General features: G+C 59.3%; 16 protein-coding genes. 8 read left to right on the top strand and 8 right to left on the bottom strand.

Annotated elements, in window-relative coordinates:
• Positions 1–15: 15 nt before the first annotated feature.
• The 5 genes from ACOYXG_RS16595 to ACOYXG_RS16575 are packed head-to-tail and all read right to left on the bottom strand — an operon-like array spanning position 16 to position 4,861.
• Complete coding sequence (locus ACOYXG_RS16595) at positions 16–1,041, bottom strand: polysaccharide biosynthesis/export family protein (RefSeq protein ID WP_103367654.1); 1,026 nt, start codon at positions 1,039–1,041, stop codon at positions 16–18.
• Positions 1,042–1,062: 21 nt separating this feature from the next.
• Positions 1,063–1,710: a CpsD/CapB family tyrosine-protein kinase gene (locus ACOYXG_RS16590; RefSeq protein ID WP_007961335.1), complete on the bottom strand. Its 648-nt coding sequence runs from the start codon at positions 1,708–1,710 to the stop codon at positions 1,063–1,065.
• Entirely contained in the window at positions 1,710–2,456 is a 747-nt protein-coding gene (locus ACOYXG_RS16585) for a sugar transferase (RefSeq protein WP_096796214.1), read from the bottom strand. Before ACOYXG_RS16585 ends, ACOYXG_RS16590 begins: the two co-directional genes overlap by 1 nt.
• Before the next feature lie 18 nt (positions 2,457–2,474).
• Positions 2,475–3,512, bottom strand: coding sequence for an NAD-dependent epimerase (locus ACOYXG_RS16580; RefSeq protein WP_460352869.1), 1,038 nt, complete (start codon positions 3,510–3,512; stop codon positions 2,475–2,477).
• The gene (locus tag ACOYXG_RS16575; protein ID WP_096796216.1) at positions 3,509–4,861 is read right to left on the bottom strand and encodes a UDP-glucose dehydrogenase family protein; all 1,353 of its coding nucleotides are present in this window, start codon (positions 4,859–4,861) and stop codon (positions 3,509–3,511) included. The genes ACOYXG_RS16580 and ACOYXG_RS16575 overlap by 4 nt, the downstream gene beginning before the upstream one ends.
• Positions 4,862–5,250: 389 nt before the next feature.
• Between ACOYXG_RS16575 and ACOYXG_RS16570 the strand changes: the two genes are divergently transcribed.
• The 7 genes from ACOYXG_RS16570 to ACOYXG_RS16540 all read left to right on the top strand — a co-directional run bounded on the left by ACOYXG_RS16570 (position 5,251) and on the right by ACOYXG_RS16540 (position 12,692).
• Positions 5,251–6,948: a sulfatase-like hydrolase/transferase gene (locus ACOYXG_RS16570; RefSeq protein ID WP_460352866.1), complete on the top strand. Its 1,698-nt coding sequence runs from the start codon at positions 5,251–5,253 to the stop codon at positions 6,946–6,948.
• A 304-nt stretch (positions 6,949–7,252) separates the two neighbouring features.
• A complete protein-coding gene (locus ACOYXG_RS16565; RefSeq protein WP_460352864.1) occupies positions 7,253–7,906 on the top strand; it encodes an ABC transporter ATP-binding protein in 654 nt (217 codons plus the stop codon).
• Positions 7,903–10,374 carry an ABC transporter permease gene (locus ACOYXG_RS16560; protein ID WP_460352862.1) on the top strand — a complete coding sequence of 824 codons (2,472 nt, stop codon included), beginning with the start codon at positions 7,903–7,905 and terminating at the stop codon, positions 10,372–10,374. The genes ACOYXG_RS16565 and ACOYXG_RS16560 overlap by 4 nt, the downstream gene beginning before the upstream one ends.
• On the top strand, positions 10,364–11,434 hold the full coding sequence (locus tag ACOYXG_RS16555) for a lipocalin-like domain-containing protein (RefSeq protein WP_027611614.1): 1,071 nt from the start codon (positions 10,364–10,366) through the stop codon (positions 11,432–11,434). The genes ACOYXG_RS16560 and ACOYXG_RS16555 overlap by 11 nt, the downstream gene beginning before the upstream one ends.
• Positions 11,435–11,585: 151 nt before the next feature.
• Complete coding sequence (locus tag ACOYXG_RS16550) at positions 11,586–11,828, top strand: hypothetical protein (RefSeq protein ID WP_027611615.1); 243 nt, start codon at positions 11,586–11,588, stop codon at positions 11,826–11,828.
• 11 nt (positions 11,829–11,839) lie between these two features.
• Entirely contained in the window at positions 11,840–12,022 is a 183-nt protein-coding gene (locus ACOYXG_RS16545) for a hypothetical protein (protein WP_027611616.1), read from the top strand.
• Positions 12,023–12,107: 85 nt separating this feature from the next.
• On the top strand, positions 12,108–12,692 hold the full coding sequence (locus ACOYXG_RS16540) for a hypothetical protein (protein ID WP_460352859.1): 585 nt from the start codon (positions 12,108–12,110) through the stop codon (positions 12,690–12,692).
• 329 nt (positions 12,693–13,021) lie between these two features.
• Here the strand turns inward: ACOYXG_RS16540 and ACOYXG_RS16535 are convergent, their stop codons facing one another.
• Complete coding sequence (locus ACOYXG_RS16535) at positions 13,022–13,828, bottom strand: glycosyltransferase family 2 protein (protein WP_027611618.1); 807 nt, start codon at positions 13,826–13,828, stop codon at positions 13,022–13,024.
• A gap of 215 nt (positions 13,829–14,043) precedes the next feature.
• Here ACOYXG_RS16535 and ACOYXG_RS16530 point away from each other — a divergent pair, with 215 nt between their 5' ends.
• Complete coding sequence (locus ACOYXG_RS16530; RefSeq protein WP_460352857.1) at positions 14,044–14,856, top strand: VanW family protein; 813 nt, start codon at positions 14,044–14,046, stop codon at positions 14,854–14,856.
• A gap of 38 nt (positions 14,857–14,894) precedes the next feature.
• Here ACOYXG_RS16530 and ACOYXG_RS16525 read toward each other — a convergent pair whose 3' ends face one another.
• Both ACOYXG_RS16525 and ACOYXG_RS16520 read right to left on the bottom strand, forming a co-directional pair.
• The gene (locus tag ACOYXG_RS16525; RefSeq protein ID WP_460352855.1) at positions 14,895–15,392 is read right to left on the bottom strand and encodes a hypothetical protein; all 498 of its coding nucleotides are present in this window, start codon (positions 15,390–15,392) and stop codon (positions 14,895–14,897) included.
• Positions 15,393–15,595: 203 nt separating this feature from the next.
• Complete coding sequence (locus ACOYXG_RS16520) at positions 15,596–15,808, bottom strand: hypothetical protein (RefSeq protein ID WP_460358491.1); 213 nt, start codon at positions 15,806–15,808, stop codon at positions 15,596–15,598.
• Positions 15,809–15,928 lie beyond the last annotated feature (120 nt).

Below are 15,928 nucleotides of genomic sequence, written 5' to 3'. Positions count from 1 at the left end.
TCGGTCACCTGAGAGTCAGTTGTTGTTACTGTCTTTGTTGTCGACGCGGTAGCCGAAGCTGAAGCCCACGCCCTGGAACAGCACCACGTCCGCCAGTTGCCGAGCCAGCTCACCGGCACTCGCCAGTTTGGTTTTCGGCACAAACAGCATGTCGTCCGGTTGCAGGTAGGCGATCTGCGACGCATCGCCCGACAGGGCTTTTTCCACGTCGTAGTGCACGGCCTGCACCTGGTTGCCGTTGCGCCGCATGATCACCACCGAGTCGAGGCGCGCCTTGACATTGGTGCCGCGCGCCAGGGTCAGCGCTTCAAGCACCGACACTGGACGGCGGATCGGGTAGGAACCCGGTTGGCCGACTTCGCCGAGCACGTAGATCTCGTTGCCGGCGGTGGACTTGAGCATCACATCGACGCTCATCCGCCCCGGCAATTGCGCGTACTTCTGGTTGAGGAAAGTTTCCAGTTGGTTGATGGTCATGCCTTGCAGCGGCACGGCGCCGATTTCCGGAAAGCTCGCATAACCGTCATTGCCCACGGTGATCTCGCGGCTCATGCCGGTGGCCGGGTGATTCAGTGCGCTTTTCAGGTTCTGCTCATTGGTCAGCGGGCTGATGACCTGCACGGTTAGCTGATTGCGGTTGGGCTGGAACAGCTGTTTGCGCTGGTAAGCACGCTGGATTTCATCGCGCGCCTCATCGGCGGTCAGGCCGGCGATTTTCACCGAGGTGTTGGCGCCGGGCAGGTTGATGGTGCCGTCGGGCAGCACCAACTGGTTGCCATTGAGCTGGCTGGCGGCGGTGAAGTTCAGGCCGATCTGGTCACCCGACTGCACGCGGTAGGCGTCCGAGCCGCTGGTGCTGATGTGGAAGATCACATCCAGCACGTCTTGCGGGCGCAAGGTCTGCTCGATCTTCGGCATGTCGGTGGCCTGGGCGTTAGCCGGGGTGGCGGTGAGAATGTTCACCGGCATGTTCTGGGTTTCGGAATTGCTCGAGCAGCCTGCAAGCGGCAGCATCAGCAGAACCAGTATCTTGGCGTTCATGGCGTCATCCCTCGCGTTTGCTTACAGGTTTTTGTAGAGCCACTTGGGCATGTAGTACTTGCGCCGGTTGAACACGCTGCCGACCACCTTCGCGCCGGCCTGGGTCAGGCGTTGCACGGCGGCCTGGGCGACTTCCCAGCGGGTGTCTTCGGCGCGCACCACGAACACCACGCCATCGACCTGAGTGGCGAGCACCAGCGTGTCGGCGGCGGAATACACCGCGTCACCGTCGATCACCACGAAGCGGTACTGGGTGCCAAGTCGGTCGAGCAGCGGGCTCAGGCGCTCGGCGGTCAGGTGTTCCAGAGTGCGGATCGGCCGGCCGTTGGGCAGCACATGGAAAGGCAGGCTGGAAACCTGCACCACGCAGTCCTGCAACAGTGGCGGGTTGTCCGGGTTGAACAGCAGGTCGCGCAGGCCGCGCTCCTTGCCCAGGTTCAATTGCTGCGTGAGGTTGCCTGCCGACTGGCTGGCATCGACCAGCAACACCTGGCCGCTGCTCATCTGCGCCAGTTGGCTGGCCAGTGCCAGGGCACTGGTGGTGGTGCCTGCGCCGGGGTTGGCGGCGGTCAGGAACAGGATCCGCAGATCCAGATCCAGCACGGTCGAAATCAGGTTCGATTCGCTGGGGTTGGCAATGCTCAGGCTTTTGTTGGTTGAACCGTCCATTAGCTTGCTCCGTGGCCGCTGAATACTTTGAAGGGGGTTTTCAACAAGATCTTCAGATCAAGCAAAAGGCTTTGCTCGGCGATATAGCTGAGGTCCAACTCAACGCGCTGGTCGAAGTCGATGTTGCTGCGCCCGGAGATCTGCCACAGGCCGGTCATGCCGGGGTAGATGCTCAGGCGCGCAAGGTGGTTGTCCTTGTAGCGGTAGGCGTTGAACGAGGTCGGCCGCGGGCCGACCAGGCGCATGTCACCGCTGACCACGTTGAACAGGTTGGGCAGTTCATCGAGGCTGGTACGCCGCAGGAAACCGCCGATGCCGGTGATGCGTGGATCCTTGTCGATCTTGAAATCGATGGCGTCGACCCCGTGCTTGTTGAGGTGGCGCAGCGATTCCTTCAGTTCTTCGGCGTTGCAGACCATGGTGCGGAACTTGTACATGCCGAAGGTGCGGCCGCGATAACCGGTGCGTTTCTGCACGAACATCACCGGGCCCGGGCTGGTGAATTTGATGGCCAGCGCCAGGCCCAGCAGCAGCGGCGAAAACACCACCAGAATCAGCAGCGCACCGAAGCAGGCCAATACCCGGTTGGTGCGTGACAGCGTCCATGGCCGGCCGCCGTCGCGGCCGGTCAGCCAGCCACGGCCCTGCCGGTGGATGGCGCTATCGAGGCGCATTCGGTGCTCGGGATCCATGCGCTTGTCGCGGCGCATCTGATTGATCGGTACACCTTGTTCATGTCCAGTCATGGGGTCCTCCGCTGATGTTCAGCCGCGAGCGGCGCGTGGGCGATAGGCAGTGGGGTAGTAGTCGCGAAACCAGGCGATGAAACGCCCCAGTCCTTCATCCAGCTCGATCCGGGGCTGGAACCCGGTGGCCTGGGCCAGATCATCGGTCTCGGCACAGGTGTTGAGCACATCGCCCGGTTGCAGGGGCAAGAGCTCGACAATGGCTTTCTGGCCGAGGTGTTTTTCCATCAGCGCCAGATAGGTTTTCAGCTCCACCGGGTGGTGGCCGCCGATGTTGAACAGGCACCACGGCGCCATGCTGCTGCCCGCGTCGGGATGTTCACGATCCCACTCCGGGTGGCTGTGCGGCGGATGGTCGGTGAGGCGCGCGATGCTTTCGACGATGTCGTCTATATAAGTGAAATCGCGCTGGTGCTCGCCGTAGTTGAACAGCTTCAGCGGCGTGCCTTCGGTGATCGCCCGAGCGAACTGGATCGGCGACATGTCGGGCCGACCCCATGGCCCGTACACGGTGAAAAAGCGCAGACCGGTGCTGGGAATGCCGAACAGATGGCTGTAACTGTGGGCCATCAGCTCGTTGGCTTTTTTGGTCGCGGCGTACAGCGACAGCGGATGATTCACCCCGTCATGCACCGAGTACGGCGTGTGCTGGTTGGCGCCATACACCGAGCTCGACGAGGCGTAGATCAAGTGCTCCACCGGATGGTGCCGGCAGCCTTCGAGAATATTCAGGAAACCGCAGAGGTTACTGTCGAGGTAGGCCTTCGGATTTTCCAGCGAGTAGCGCACCCCGGCCTGCGCCGCGAGGTGGATCACCACTTGCGGTTGCTCGCGGGCAAACAGCGCCTCAATCGCCGCGGCATCGGCCAGATCGATCCGCGCCAGCGGGAAATTCCCGACCTGATCGCGCACCCATTGCACCCGATCGTGTTTCAGCTGCGGGTCGTAATAGCCGTTGAAGTTATCCAGGCCGACCACCGCATGCCCGTCGCGCATCAGCCGCAACACGCAATGGGCGCCAATGAAGCCGGCTGCGCCGGTGACCAGGATTTTCATGGGCGCAGTCCTTCCGGAGCGATGTGGCGCAGGCCGATGCCGCTGTAATGCAGACCGGCGGCGGCCACGTGTTCCGGGTTGTAGAGGTTGCGACCGTCGACAATCACTTTCGAGCGCAGCTTGCTCGCCAGCAGCTCGAAATCCACTACGCGAAAATTCTTCCACTCGGTGCAGATCACCAGCGCATCGGCATCTTCCAGGGTGTCGTCGCGGGTGGCGCACAGGTGCAGGTCGTTGCGATAGCCGTACAGGCGCCGGCATTCGGACATGGCTTCCGGATCGTAGGCCTGCACGCTGGCGCCTTCGGCCCACAGCGCGTCCATCAGGTAGCGGCTGGGGGCTTCGCGCATGTCATCGGTATTGGGTTTGAACGCCAGGCCCCAGATCGCAATCGACTTGCCGGCCAGACCCTGCGGAAACTGCGCCTTGAGTTTGCCGAAGAGGATGTGCCGCTGGCTGTCGTTGACGTCGGTGACGCTGCGCAGCAATTTCAGCGGCATGCCGTTGTGTTCGGCGGTGTGCAGCAGGGCGCGCAGATCCTTGGGGAAGCATGAACCGCCGAAGCCGCAACCGGGGTAAATGAAGTGGTAACCGATGCGCGGGTCGGAGCCGATGCCTTTGCGCACCGCTTCGATGTCGGCGCCGAGCAGTTCGGTGAGGTTGGCCAGTTCGTTCATGAAGCTGATGCGCGTGGCGAGCATCGCGTTGGCCGCGTACTTGGTCAGCTCGGCGCTGCGGTTGTCCATGAACATCAGTTTTTCGTGGTTACGGCAGAACGGCGCGTACAGCTCGCTCATCTGTTCGCGGGCTTCGTCATCGCGGGTGCCGACGATGATCCGGTCCGGGCGCATGCAATCGGCGAGGGCGCTGCCTTCCTTGAGGAATTCGGGGTTGGACACCACGCGGACCTTGAGGGCGCTTTTGCCGCGACGCAGCAACTCTTCGCTGGCCTTGGCGGCGACCTGGTCCGCCGTGCCGACCGGCACCGTGGACTTGATGATCAGGGTGCGATCGGCCTCCATGTGCGAGGCGATCTCCCGAGCCACGTTCAGCACATGGGTCAGGTCGGCGGAACCGTCTTCATCGGCCGGCGTGCCCACGGCGATGAAAATCAGCTCGGCATGCTCCACCGCGTCGCTGGCCTGGGTGCTAAAGAGCAAGCGGCCGGCCTTGATGTTTTCTTCGAGGGTGCTGGAAAGACCTGGCTCACTAATAGGTGGCACGGCTTGTTGCAGTTGCTTGATCTTGTTGGGGTCAATATCGACACATAAAACCCGATGCCCTACATCTGCAAGTGCGGCGGCTTGAATTAATCCGACATAGCCGGTGCCAAATACGCTCACGTCCATCTGCGCACCCTCGATAGAGCGAAAAGAAGAAGTTCGGAAGAAGACTGTAAAAGGGGTATAGCGCAGGGTTTGGAAAGCGTGTCAGCAAAATGACATGTTGCACCTGTATAACACTTGAGCGCTTTTTGGCGATTGGCCATCAAGTCATTGCTGCGATTGGATTTGTTGTTTTTTTGCAGATTTGTTCAGATTTAAAATAAGCGATAAACGGTTGTAAGTCTTTAATTTAAAGGCTTCTAGCGTTTGGTGTGTGTCAGATTTGAGTCACCGGTTTTTTGACGCTTTCTAAAGAAAACAGTCAATTCTTGCGCTTTGATGGCTGGGTGCTAGTGTCAGGTTCTGACCGACAAACCTTTGACTCCCTGCCGTTTTGCACGAGCGGTATCGCCATGTTCAGATATGCCAAAGAAGTGCTTTTAATTGTTTATTTGCTGCTTTATTCCGAATATTACGTTGATCGGTTAAATGCTATCGGCGTCGGTTTTGCTGTACTTCTTTTTGGCGCGATGTTTTTGGCGCTTACTTTAGCGTTATATCTAACGGCTTATATTCGTCAGGCTCTCATTCGCCACTTATTCGCAATAACACTGTTTGTCTCGGCGGTGTTTTTCGATGTCTATACCCGGGTCACCGCGGATTACCTGAGCTACAGCAGTTTTGTCTCGCTGGTGTACTCCGGCGGCTTCATTCAGGAGGCCGCCTACCAGTATCGCGACGCGATCATTCATGGCGCGCTCAGTGGTCTGCTGTTGCTGTTTGGCATCGGTCTGAAACCGCGCCATGCACTGGTGGTGCCCAACACGTTGCGTGTGGCGGCGCCGGTGTGTGGTGTGCTGCTGTTGAGCGCGGTGTTGTTCCTGCGGGCGGGCGAGGGCGCGCGCGGTTTGCCGATCATGTACACGCCGCTGGCCTATCTGAACCTGTTCGCTTATGAAGCGCTGCACAACACGGTCGGCCCGCGCGAGCCGGTGACGCTGGCGCGCAACGCAGTGGCGATCAATCACGACATCGTGCTGATCATCGACGAAAGCATTTCCGGCAATTACCTGGACATCAACGCGCCGTTCGGAGTGCACAGCAACCTGAATCAGGCGCATCCGGGCGTCGACATTTTCAACTACGGCTACGCCGCATCCATCGCCAATTGCAGCGCCGACACCAACGTCACGTTGCGCTACGGCGGTACCCGTGCCGACTACATGCGCATCAACAGCACGCTGCCGTCGATCTGGCAGTACGCGAAAAAGGCCGGTTTGCGCACGGTGTACATCGATGCTCAGCGCACTGCCGGCAATCTGCAGAACCTGATGACCGACACCGAGAAAAAAGATATCGACGAGTTCGTCCAGTTTGACCAGACCAGCGTGCGTGACCGCGACATGGCCGCCGCCGCCAAGCTGATCGAGCTGCTCAACGATGATCAACCGGAGCTGGTGGTGATCAACAAGGTCGGCGCGCATTTCCCGGTGCACGACAAATACCCCGACGCCTTCATGGCCTACCGTCCGACCTTGCCGCGCGGGCAATTCACCGAAGTCGCCGACACCGGCAAACGCGACGGTTTCAACGGCCAGCCGAATGACTGGGTGCTGTACCGCAACGCCTACAAGAACACCGTGCTGTGGAATGTCGGCGAGTTCTTCGCCCGGGTATTTGCCCAGGCCAATTTGCACAATGCGCTGCTCATCTACACCTCCGATCACGGTCAGGACCTGCATGAACGCGGCAACCCCGGGCTCAATACCCACTGCGGCGGCGATCCGGTGGAGGAAGAAGGGCTGGTGCCACTGGTGGTGATTCAGGGCGATCAGCTGCACGGGCCGGACTGGGCGCAAGCGTTGCCGGCGAACAAGGATCGCTCCAGTCACTACAACATTTTTCCGACGCTGCTGCAGGTGATGGGTTATGACCTGGCGGGCATCGAGGCGCTGTACGGCAAACCGTTGACGCTGCCGACGGCGGACGACTTCACCTTCAACTACCGCTTCAATGCGCGGCTGGGGGCCAAGCCTGAGTGGAAGCACATTGATCTGAAGACCATCGTCACACCGGGTGCGGCGGCGACCAGTGTGGCGACCGGGGATTGAGATTTGTGTTGGATTCACTGCCCTCATCGCTGGCAAGCCAGCGCCCACAGTGTTTCAGGGTGTACTCAGTATTTGTGGACAACCTCAATCCCTGTGGGAGCTGGCTTGCCAGCGATGGGGCCAGTTCAAACACCGCTGATCTGAAGATATTTCCTACGGTGTTTGATGGTGAGTCCAGTATTTGTGAGCAACCTCAATCTCTGTGGGAGCTGGCTTGCCAGCGATGAGACCAGTACGAACACCACTGATCCAATCAGGCCGCTATCCGCTATCCTTGCCCCACATTGACCCAACGGATGGCGGCATGCTTCAGGTTCAAGGCGTGTTCAAAAGTTACCTCACCCCCCAAGGCCCGCTCCCGGTGCTGCAAGGCGTCGACCTGACGCTCGAAGCCGGTAGCAGTCTGGCGCTGATGGGCGAATCCGGCAGCGGCAAAAGCACCTTGCTGCACCTGATTGCCGGCCTCGACAAAATTGATCGCGGCAGCATCCACAGCGGCGAGCATCGGCTGGAGCAGATGAACGAAGCGCAACTGGCCGACTGGCGCCGCACTGAAATCGGTCTGGTGTTCCAGCAGTTCAACCTGATCGGCAGCCTGCGGGTCGAGGACAATCTGGCGTTCCAGGCGCGCCTGGCCGGGCGCCATGAACCGCGTTGGCAAGCGCATCTGGTGCAGCGTCTGGGGCTGGGCGATTTGCTCAAGCGTTATCCTGAACAACTTTCCGGCGGTCAGCAGCAGCGGGTGGCGCTGGCCCGGGCCTTGGCGTCGCGGCCGAAACTGCTGCTGGCCGACGAACCCACCGGCAGCCTCGACGAAGCCACCAGCGACGAAGTGCTGCGCCTGTTGCTCGAGTTGCTGGATGACACGCCGACCACGCTGTTGATGGTCACGCACAGCCCACGCGTGGCGGCGCGACTGGCGCAGCGGGTGGTGTTGTCCAGCGGCCGTCTGACGTGAACGTATTCTGGCAAACCCTGCGTGCGTTGCTCAGCCACTGGCGGCGGCATCCGGTGCAGTTTTTCAGTGTGCTGACCGGGTTGTGGCTGGCGACCAGTCTGCTGACCGGGGTCGAGGCACTGAACAGTCAGGCCCGCGACAGTTACGCCCGGGCCAGTCAGATGATCGGCGGCGAACCCCAGGCCAGTCTGGCCACACCGAGCGGTGCGACGTTCACCCAGCAGTGGTTCATCAATCTGCGCCGCGCAGGCTGGCCGGTGTCGCCGTTGCTGCAAGGCCGTTTGGTTCTCAAGGATCACCCGGATCAGCGCTTGCAACTGATGGGCATCGAACCGGTGTCGCTGCCGACGGACGCTGCGGTGGCCGGGCAGGCGATGCCGATCGAGCGCATCGTCGCGTTCTTCTCACCGCCGGGCAGCACCTGGATTTCCCCGGAAACCCTGCACGCCTTGGGCCTGACCGAAGGCGCCACGCCGCAAACCGCCAGCGGCCAGACGCTGCCGCCGCTGCACGCGCAAAAGGACATGGCGCCTGGCGTGTTGCTGGTGGACATCGGCGTCGCGCAAACCGTGCTCGAACAGCCCGGGCAATTATCGCGCTTGTTGCTGCCGAAGGATTTTCATGGCGAGCTGCCGGCCGCGTTCAATGGTCGGCTGCAGCTCAAAAGCAGCGCCGAGGAAAACAATCTGGCGCGCCTGACCGAGAGCTTTCACCTCAACCTGGATGCCTTGGGCTTTCTCTCGTTTCTGGTCGGACTGTTTATCGTGCACGCGGCGATCGGTCTGGCGCTGGAACAGCGTCGTGGCCTGCTGCGCACGTTGCGCGCCTGCGGGGTCAGTGCGCGGATGTTGATCGGCTGTCTGGTCGTCGAGCTCGGTGTGCTGGCGTTGGCTGGCGGGGTGTTCGGAGTCATCAGCGGTTACTGGCTGGCGAGCGTGTTGCTGCCGGATGTCGCCGCCAGCCTGCGCGGTCTGTACGGCGCGGAAGTGGCGGGGCAGTTGCGCCTGAGTCCGTGGTGGTGGTTCAGCGGTATTGGTTTGAGCCTGTTCGGCGCGTTGCTGGCCGGTGCCAATAGTCTGCTGCGTGCGGCACGCTTGCCGCTGTTGGCGGTGGCGGATCCGCAAGCCTGGCATCTGCAGCATGCGCGCTGGTTGCGCCGTCAGGGTTGGCTGGCGGCGGTGCTGGGCTTGATTGCGCTGCTGGCGTTGCTGTTTGGTGACAGCCTCGGAAGTGGTTTTGTGTTGATGGCCGGGTTGCTGCTCGGCGCCGCGCTGGCGTTGCCGGTGGTGCTCAGCGCAGTGCTTACTCCTTTGCTCGGGCGCAGTCGTTCGGTGCTGGGTCAGTGGTTTCTCGCCGATTGCCGCCAGCAACTGCCGGCACTCAGTCTGGCGTTGATGGCGTTGCTGCTGGCGCTGTCGGCCAATATCGGCGCCGGCAGCATGACCGCCGGTTTTCGCCAGACCTTCGACGACTGGCTCGAACAACGCCTCAGTGCCGAGTTGTACCTCAACCCGGTCAATCCGGCGCAATCGCGCGAGATGTACACCTGGCTCAAACAACAGCCGAACGTCAGCGCGGTGCTGCCCAACTGGCAAGTCGCGGTCACCCTGCAAGGCTGGCCGGCGGATGTCTTCGGGGTGATCGATCATCCTTATTACCGGCAGCACTGGCCGTTGCTCGAGGCGATCGCCGGTGATCCGTGGGCGCATCTGGCGAACGACGATTCAGTGATGCTCAGCGAACAACTGGCACGACGGCTGAAGGTGCGGGCGGGGGATCATTTGAGCGTGCCGACGCCGGGCGGGGCGTGGTCACCGCGGATCGTCGGGATCTACGCCGACTACGGCAATCCCAAGGGGCACGTGCTGGTCAACAGCAATCATCTGCTGCGGCTGTGGCCGTCACTGACACCGAACCGTTTCAACCTGCGCATCGCGCCGCCCGATATCCCGCCGTTTTTGCGCGCACTGCAAACGCGCTTTCAGCTTGATGACAGCCGCATCGTCGATCAGGCGCGACTCAAGGGTTGGTCGGTGCAGATTTTCGAACGCACCTTCGCCGCCACCGCCGCGCTCAACAGCCTGACCCTGGCGGTGGCCGGTGTGGCGCTGTTCATCAGCCTGCTGACCCAGAGCCAGAGCCGCCTCGGGCAACTGGCGCCGCTGTGGGCGCTGGGTGTGACGCGCCGTCAGTTGATGCTGCTTAACCTCGGCCAGACCTGGCTGCTGGCGGTGCTGACGCTGGTGCTGGCGTTGCCGTTGGGGATCGCGTTGGCGTGGTGTCTGGATGCGGTGATCAACGTGCAGGCGTTCGGCTGGCGCTTGCCGTTGCGGATCTTTCCGCTGCAACTGCTGCAGTTGCTCGGGCTGGCGTTGCTGGCGACGCTATTGGCCTCGGCATGGCCGCTGTATTCGTTGTACCGCACGCAACCGGCGGATCTGCTGAGGACGTTTGCCCATGAGGATTAACCGGGTTGCGCTGCTGTTCGCGTTGCTGCTGTTGGGCGGTTGCGATCAGCCTGTGCCTGAGCAGAAGGGTTTTGCCGGGCTCGGCGATCAGGCCGCGCAGTTCACACCGGTGGTGCCGGGGCGGGTGTTCAGCTTCCCGGCAGATCACGGCGCACATGATGGTTTTCGTATCGAGTGGTGGTATGTCACCGCCAATCTCAAGGATCAGCAGGGCCACGATTTCGGTGTGCAATGGACTCTGTTTCGCAGTGCGTTAAAGCCTGCGGCAGAGCAGCCGGGCTGGGGCAACCAGACGATCTGGCTCGGGCATGCCGCGGTGACTTCAGCCACCGCGCACCATGCCGCCGAGCGCTATGCCCGGGGCGGAGTGGGGCAGGCCGGGGTGAACGTGGCGCCGTTCGAGGCGTGGATCGATGATTGGCGCTTCGCCAGTCAGGCGCAGGATCCGCTGACCGATCTGCAACTCAGCGCCAGCGACAAAGCCTTCAGCTATCAATTGCACCTCACCTCCAGTCGTCCACTGGTGTTGCAAGGTGACAACGGTTTCAGCCGAAAATCCGAACAGGGTCAGGCTTCGTACTACTACAGTCAGCCGTTTTTTCAGGCCAGCGGCACCCTGCAAATCGACGGCCAGACCTACACCGTCAGCGGCCCGGCGTGGCTGGATCGGGAGTGGAGCAGCCAGCCGCTGGCAGCCAATCAGACCGGGTGGGACTGGTTTTCCCTGCACCTGGACAGTGGTGAGTCGCTGATGCTGTTTCGCACCCGGCAAACCGACGGCGCGCCGTATCTGACCGGCACCTGGATCAACGCCGACGGCCAGACCGAAACCCTGCACGGCGCGCAGATGAGACTCACACCCAAGGACACCGCAAAAGTTGTCGGCCGCCAGATGCCGGTGCGCTGGTCGATCAGCATTCCCGACAAACACCTCGACATCAGCCTCGACGCACTCAATCCCAATGCCTGGATGAACCTGCGCATCCCTTACTGGGAAGGGCCGGTGCGGATCAGCGGCAGCCATGGCGGGCGCGGCTATCTGGAAATGACCGGGTACTGAGTTTCGTACACAAACCCCTGTGGGAGCGGGCTTGCCCGCGAAGGCGCCGGTACAGTCACCCACAGAGCAATTGCCCGGAACTCCGCCCCGTCTACCACCCTCTACCGAACAATCCCGGCCCATTTCCGAGACCCCGGCGAGGAGCCCGCCCATGAGCGACGACCTGCAACCCCCAGATCTCACCACCTGGCAACGCCTGTTCGACGACCAGACCTACTGGCAGCAGTCCCCCGACGCTCACTATTTCGATCTGCAGCGCATCGCCGACGACCTGCTCGGTCAAGGCGCGATCGATCTGGAGCAGTGGCAGATCCTGCGCGCCAAGGCCGATGACCTGCACAAGGATTCGCCCGCCGCGAACGTCGCCAATGAACTGGATGACCCTGACGCCTGAGGAGAACCACCATGAAACCCGTATCCCCCAGCGAACACCCCGACGAACCCCGGCCACCGGGAGAAACCGAGCGCGACAACGACGCCCTGCGCCCGACCGACCCCAAACAGCGCGAGGACAGCGGCAAGGGCACCACCAGTGGCGAATCCACCGCGCAGGAGACCGCCGCGGCAGAAACGAAAGCCAAGCCCTGAACAGCGTCTATGCTCAGTGGCACATTCGGCGCCAAATACGCGTTGGCGCCGGTTGCTGCCATTCATTACAGGGAAAGTACCGCTTATGAAGCTCCACGCTCTGGCCAAGGCCATCACCCTCGCAACCGTCCTGTCCGCCACCAGCTTCGGCGCCATGGCGGCCGATATTCCGCTTTCTGCTACCGTCGAGGCCGATCAGGTCACCACCAAAGTGCTGGCTGTCGATGCGGCCAATCATCAGGTGGTGCTGGAAGGTGCCGAAGGTCAACAGGTTCACGTTCAGCTTAGCGACAAGGCGAAAAACCTCGCCAACCTCAAGGTCGGTGATCTGGTCAAAGTCGAAGTGCAGCGTTCCGTGGCGGCTTACCTCGATACCGATGTGGATAAAGGTCTGCCTGGCACCGTCGAGCGCAGCGGCGAGCTGCGCAACGCTCCGGGCACTGAAAACCCGGGCGGGGAGGCTTATCGCCAGATTCAGGTGCAACTGAAAATCACCAAAATTGATTTGAAGAATAATCAGGTAACCTTGGAAAACCCCCAAGGCCAGTCGAAAACACTCGACGTGAAAAAGCCTGAAATTCAAGCCAGGCTGAAAGATCTGAAAGTCGGGCAAAGCGTAGTTGTCACTTATACCGATGTATTAAAAGTGACCAGTCAGCATGAAAGCTGAGTATTAACTCTACAAGATGATTGTTCTTGTACAGATTATTGTATGAGAACAATCATCTGAAACGATTTGAGCCGTGCGTTGAAAGTTTCATGAAAGGATTTCGTCGATAAATATCTATTAACTTCTTCGTACATTAAATTTACCTTTAGGTATGACGACATATCCGCCAACTTCTATTAAAATCCTTCCCGTTCGCCCAGTGTCAGGGCTCTTTACCGGTGCATGGATTGCCAGGCCATTACACTGGGCGAACACCTCTTCGGAGCGGATGTATACAATTTAAGATAAAAAAAGGGCGACTTTGCAGTCGCCCTTTTTTGTGTTCGCGATTATACCGATGCCTGCCCCTCAAAGCGTTTGAGGGTGGCTTCATACATTTTGGTGCGGCGGTGGTTTTTGCCGTAGGTGCCGGCAGCGGCGACGGTTCCTGCCTGGATGTGATCCAGGTAGCGGAAAATCTTGCGCGGTGACAGCAGCTTGATGCCGTAGCCCAGACCGACCATTCGATCCTGCAGGGTATAACCGGGCACTCGGTCATCCATGCAAAAGTGCAGTCCCTGGGACTTCATCAACTTGGCGTTCCACAAGGTGCAAAAACTCTTGAGATGAGTTTCCCGATAAGGTTTCGGCTCTTTACTGTGCAGACCCAATGAGTTTTTCGCCCGGCGAATATAATGTTTGCAAAAGCGCGAAGTTAGTCGCCAGGTGTCTCTCAGAATCCCTCGATTGATTTGCTCGACACACCCGACTGCGGCGATGTCCGCAGACTTTGTACACTCACGCAGCATCATCGCGAAGACTTCCTTGTCGTAGACAAAGGTGTCGGTGTGCAGCAGAAACAGATAATCGGTTTCAACTTTTTCCAGCGCCAGATCCAGCGCCTTGCCATGCGCAATATGTCCCGCTTCTTTGCCGGGGGAGGGACGTTCGATCAGATTGATCCAGTCCAGCGAACGCAAGTAATCCAGGCTGGCGTCCGCCGAATCATTGTCCACCACCCAAACCGGAATGCGCTGCGCCTGAACGTGCTGACGCAATAACTCCAGGCACATCCGGGTGATGTCCGGGGTTTTGTAATTTACCAATACAAGACTGAAATTCGGCTGCGTAACGGCTGGTAAATCAAACTGGCTCATTCGGTAAGCTCATCCGCGGTTGATCGGCGACAGGTGTCTCTCGGGCCGGGATGCTAGCGACGCAAGCTTAGCTGAAGCTTAATTTGCTGTTCAGCAAGCCATTCGAAGTGTGTCGAGACACGACATCTCGCGCACGACGCAAGCCGTCCCACAGGCTAAACTGCGCGCCCCTAACACGCTTCAAGGACAAAACGGCGCCTGCCGTTGCCTCACGGATGAAACCACTTTCCCTCTACCACCCGGCCCTGTACTGGCTGCGCGTGTGGCAAAAAAGACTGTTCCGCCAGATCGCCTGGCGTTGCTCCAGCAAACGCTACGCACGCCTGGTTGCCGGCGCTGACCGTCTGCCATTCCGCTACCTCAAACACACCTCGAAACTCATCCGCAAACTCGGCGACTCCGACCTCGCCCTGCAACACAACAAAGTCATCAACCTGAAACTCGCCGTCGCCGCCATCGACGGCCTCATCATCGCCCCCGGCGAACACTTCTCCTTCTGCCGCCTCGTCGGCCGCCCAACCCGCAAACGCGGCTACGTTGAAGGCATGGAACTGTCCTTCGGCGAAGCACGCAGCGGTATCGGCGGCGGAATCTGCCAACTGAGCAACCTGATCCACTGGATAGCGATCCACTCACCTCTGATAGTGGTTGAACGCTCCAACCACAGCTTCGACCCATTCCCGGATGAGGGGCGAGTACTGCCATTCGGATCTGGCGCGGCGATTTTCTACAACTACGTTGATCTAGTACTGCACAACCCGACTGATCGGAGTTTTCAGTTGAAGTTGAACGTGGGGGTGACGCAGTTGGAGGGGGAGTTGTTGTGCGATCGGGTGCGGGCGTATCGGTATCACGTGTTTCAGGAAGGGCATCGGTTTGTGCGGGAGGGGGAGCGGGTGTATCGGGAGAATGAGATCTGGCGGGAAGTGCGGGAGAAGGGGCAGGTGGGGGAGTTGGTGGAGAGGGTGAGGTTGTATCGGAATCGGGTGGTGGTTAAGTATGAGGTGATGGACGAGTTGATCGGGTAGGGCGCACAAATAGCTACGATGATATTGGCGCCCACTGATCAGTTTCTGAAATAGAGCTCATCCAGTTGGCGTTTGCGTATGGATAGATACTCTTCCCATACCTTGGGGAAGTCTTCATCTTTGGTCAGCGGGAAGGTCAGATAGATGTGCCTTCCAACCACACTGATGTATTGCCTCACACGCTTGAAGGCGGGTTGTTCGTAAGCTGCCACGCTTTCGTCATAGGCGTCATGGTAGTGATGGATGCTCACTCGGTGCGGGGCGATCATGCACCGCGAGAAATCGATCACCCAGCAGCTGTCAACGGCTGTGCTCAAATAACCGTAGACACCGTCGCTGGATAGATGAATGCACGAATTAGCCTGGGTGCCGTCGTCATCGTTGACCAAAATGATCTTGTCCGCGAAGTAATTGATATTTCTGCCGTCAGGTCCTTGCAGGAGCAAGCTCCAGCCTTCGGCTCCCATGCGGAACTCACCGTTGTTTTCGAAGGTGGCGGTCCAGTTATTGGTGAGTGTGATTTGATGTTTATTCATGGGTGCTCATGTAAACCGAAGGGCCGCAAAGTAATGGGTATGGTTTCTGCATAGAGCCAAGAAGCTCACGAGCCAGATTTATGAAAGCGTTTAGGTTGTAAGATAATCACATCTATGTAATAAGAAACTGTGATCTTTTCCCGACATCGTCGGTAGTGTCTGAATGCACTACTGTCTATAAAAGTGTCAGTGAGCGCATTGCGCTACACTGCGCCGTCATTATTGTATGCCGTAATATTGGCTATATTAATATTTTTTGCTTGACATGTGGTTGTACAGTTATTTTCAAATTTAATTGTGGCTTTGTAGTCTGAGGATTTCCCCTCGATTGTTAAGGTGATGGTGCCGCTGAAGTTGAAATTCTCTATGTCTACTATGTAGAGCTGAAAATCATACTCGTTGTAATTCTTTGTCAGCCACTTTTTTAGGGGCTGCTTGCTCTATTTTGCTGGATAATTTTATGCATATAGAGTTTCCGTCCAGCATTACGTATGACATACGCATGCTTGAGGGGGAATATGTTTCTCCGAAAATCG

The organism is Pseudomonas sp. G3-39 (assembly GCF_054790485.1).
Note: the sequence above shows the minus strand (reverse complement) of the source record. Positions and strands in the feature narration are given on the sequence as shown.